This window comes from Pseudomonas sp. Leaf127 (assembly GCF_001423155.1).
Taxonomy (GTDB): Bacteria; Pseudomonadota; Gammaproteobacteria; order Pseudomonadales; family Pseudomonadaceae; genus Aquipseudomonas; species Aquipseudomonas ovata.
Map to the genome: position 1 here is coordinate 1 of NZ_LMOA01000015.1, position 3,199 is coordinate 3,199.

A 3,199-nucleotide genomic window follows, 5' to 3' on the forward strand; every position below is an offset into this window, starting at 1 on the left:
GCGGGACCGAACAAGAAGAGCAGAGAGCCTGTGAGCAGGGCGACGCCGACGAAGATCAGAATGGCAAAAGCGGCAATGCCCTGAAACAGATCGCTGGCAAAGTCAGGGAAGTAGAGTTGATGTTCCACCTCACCGTAGTCGAGTTGGATTTTATAGTGGAACACAGTTTTTTGTCGGAGAATGGCCAGGAATATCATAGGGAAAACGATGGTTGCCATGCACAGGCCTAACCAAAAACCAAACATGATTTCCATTTCGGGCCACAGCCACCACGTCAGACCGCTTATGCAAATTATGGGTGTGCCGAAACAGAAGTAAAATGCACCATGAATATCACTTCGTGGTTGGTTAATGGTTTTTGTAGTCCATTGGAATATATGTATTTTGTGGTTTTTTTCTTTATGCTGGGTACTGCGCATCTCACCACTCCCAGACTTTTTCAGTGAACTCTGCATGCGGGGCGACGACGGTACGTAAAAAGGCCAGGTACTGCTCAAAGAGCGCCTTGTCAGGAAAGCGTGCCTTGAAACCAATGGTGGTGTCTGTGTGGTGTGCAACGATGATCAGGTATGTACGGTCGACGGTAACGAAATAGTGATCGCTCCATGGCATGCTTACCTCATGCGTTGGAGCGGGCTTTTCCCAATTCATTAGTTTTATGGCTGAGCCGACTGCAACGGCGGCGGGGCCAAACAGGAAGAGCAAGGAGCCTGTGAGCAGGGCAGCGCCGACGAACATAAGAATAGCGATTGTTGCGACTCCTTTAAAAAGGCCCCCTGCAAAATTGGGGAAGTAAAGTTGGTGTTCAACCTCGCCCCGGTCAGGATAAATGATGTAATCAAAAGCGGTTTTTTGCATTAGTAGGGCGACAGGAAGTGAGCCAAGAATCATTAGGGATAAGCAAAGGGTTAGCCATAGGTTGAAGTCTTCAACGAGGCTGTTTCGCATTCTCCATGTGATATAGATGCAAGTCGCCAATGGTATCCCTAAGAAGATAATGTATATTTCACGCTTGGTTGAGGGGGGTGGGTGGATGTTTTTATAGACCACTTCATGATGCTGTGGTGGGTGTTGGAGATGTCTGGTGCTTCAATGTTTTCGGTGTTTATATTTGGTGTCTTCATTGTCGGATCTTTGAGTGTGAGTTTATGTTTTTCCGGGTCGATGGGTGTCTGTTGGAGAAGGTTGGTAAACCTGTATGTGAACCTTGAGGNTGTCTTCATTGTCGGATCTTTGAGTGTGAGTTTATGTTTTTCCGGGTCGATGGGTGTCTGTTGGAGAAGGTTGGTAAACCTGTATGTGAACCTTGAGGTCTTTATGATTGGTTTCGTTTCAATCGCCAGATTTCAGTTTTTTAGTTCATCTCACCACTCCCAGACTTTTTCAGTGAACTCTGCATGCGGGGCGACGACAGTACGTAAAAAGGCCAGGTACTGGTCAAAGAGCGCCTTATCAGAAAAGCGTGCCTTGAAACCAATGGTGGTGTCTGTGTGGTGTGCAACGATGATCAGGTATTTACGGTCGACGGTAACGAAATAGTGATCGCTCCATGGCATGCTTACCTCATGCGTTGGAGCGGGCTTTTCCCAATTCATTAGTTTTATGGCTGAGCCGACTGCAACGGCGGCAGGACCAAACAGGAAGAGCAANCGCCGGCCTCGGCTGCGCTTATCAGGTATGTACGGTCGACGGTAACGAAATAGTGATCGCTCCATGGCATGCTTACCTCATGCGTTGGAGCGGGCTTTTCCCAATTCATTAGTTTTATGGCTGAGCCGACTGCAACGGCGGCGGGGCCAAACAGGAAGAGCAAGGAGCCTGTGAGCAGGGCAGCGCCGACGAACATGAGAATAATGACTGTTGCGATTCCTTTGAAAAGACCGCCTGCGAAGTCGGGGAAATACAGCTGATAATCAACCTCGCCTTGATGGGCATAAATTTTATAGTTGAAGGCGGTTTTTTGCAGCATCATGGCCACGAAGGATAGCCCTATGAGCATCATGGAGACGCAGATCATTAACCAAGTGTCCAGGTTTTCAGCGATGGATCCCCACATGTTCCAGGTTGTTATAAGGCATACAATCAAGGGGATGCCCCAGAAAAGTCCATATATCATCTGCCTGTCTGAAGGGGTGGCTCTTGATACCTTGATGGACCAGCAAAAGCGTACGGCGTCGCAATGAGGGGTTTTTTCTTTATTGTTGTGCATCTCACCACTCCCAGACTTTTTCAGTAAATTCTGCGTTTGGCGCGACAGCGGTATATAAAAAGGCAAGGTATTGCTCAAACAGCTCTGTGTTGGGGAAGCGGGCTTTGAATCCGGTAGTAATGTCAGTGGTATGTACCACGATGATCAGGTATTTTCGATCAACTGTCACAAAGTGGTGGTTGCGCCATGGCATGCTCTTTTCTTTCTCGACAGGAGGTTTTTCCCAGTTCATCAGCTTCATGGCTGAGCCGACTGCAACGGCGGCAGGACCAAACAGGAAGAGCAAGGAACCTGTGAGAATGGCAGCGCCGACGAACATAAGAATAGCGACTGTTGCGACTCCTTTAAAAAGGCCCTCTGCAAAATTGGGGAAGTAAAGTTGATGTTCAACTTCGCCCCGGTCAGGATGAATGATGTAATCAAAAGCGGTTTTTTGCATGAACATGGCAACAGGGATTATTCCTAGGATTGTCAAGGATAAGCAAAGGCTTAGCCATAGATCGAAATCTTCAATGAGGCTATTTCGCATTCTCCATGTGATATAGGCGCCAATCGCTAATGGTATGCCTAAGAAGATAATGTATATATCTCGCTTGGTTGTTGGAGGGAGGGTGGATGTTTTTATAGACCATTTCATGATGCTGTGGTGGGGGTTGGAGATGTCTGGTGCTTCAATGTTTTCGGTGTTTATATTTGATGTCTTCATTGTCGGATCTTTGAGTGTGAGTTTATGTTTTTCCGGGTCGATGGGTGTCTGTTGGAGAAGGTTGGTAAACCTGTATGTGAACCTTGAGGTCTTTATGATTGGTTTCGTTTCAATCGCCAAGTCTGTATTATTTTTTCTCACCACTTCCAGACCGTTTCAGTGAATATGGCGGAGGGTGGGAGGGCTGTGCGCAGGAAGGCGAGGTATTGCTCGAACAGTTCTTTGTTGGGGAAGCGGGCTTCGAAGCCCAGATTCAGCATCGTGCGATGGGTGACGATAACCTG

The 3,199-nt window shown here is 47.7% G+C and carries 2 protein-coding genes and 2 pseudogenes; all 4 read right to left on the reverse strand.

Going from position 1 to position 3,199, the window contains the following annotated elements; all coding sequences use genetic code 11:
• Positions 1–419 (reverse strand): annotated as a pseudogene (locus ASF84_RS29055) (hypothetical protein); the annotation flags it as partial.
• 1 nt (position 420) lies between these two features.
• Positions 421–858 (reverse strand): permease, encoded by a 438-nt coding sequence (locus tag ASF84_RS10615; RefSeq protein WP_162241254.1) that lies wholly within the window; start codon positions 856–858, stop codon positions 421–423.
• 506 nt (positions 859–1,364) lie between these two features.
• Positions 1,365–1,649, reverse strand: a pseudogene (locus ASF84_RS10620) (permease); the annotation flags it as partial.
• A 561-nt stretch (positions 1,650–2,210) separates the two neighbouring features.
• The gene (locus tag ASF84_RS10635; protein WP_056838059.1) at positions 2,211–2,915 is read right to left on the reverse strand and encodes a hypothetical protein; all 705 of its coding nucleotides are present in this window, start codon (positions 2,913–2,915) and stop codon (positions 2,211–2,213) included.
• Between the last annotated feature and the right edge of the window lie 284 nt (positions 2,916–3,199).

Excerpts from the sequence above, each read along its gene's own strand:
- ASF84_RS10615 (WP_162241254.1), bottom strand. The coding sequence starts at position 858 with ATGCAAAAAACCGCTTTTGATTACATCATTTATCCTGACCGGGGCGAG.
- ASF84_RS10635 (WP_056838059.1), bottom strand. The coding sequence starts at position 2,915 with ATGAAGACATCAAATATAAACACCGAAAACATTGAAGCACCAGACATC.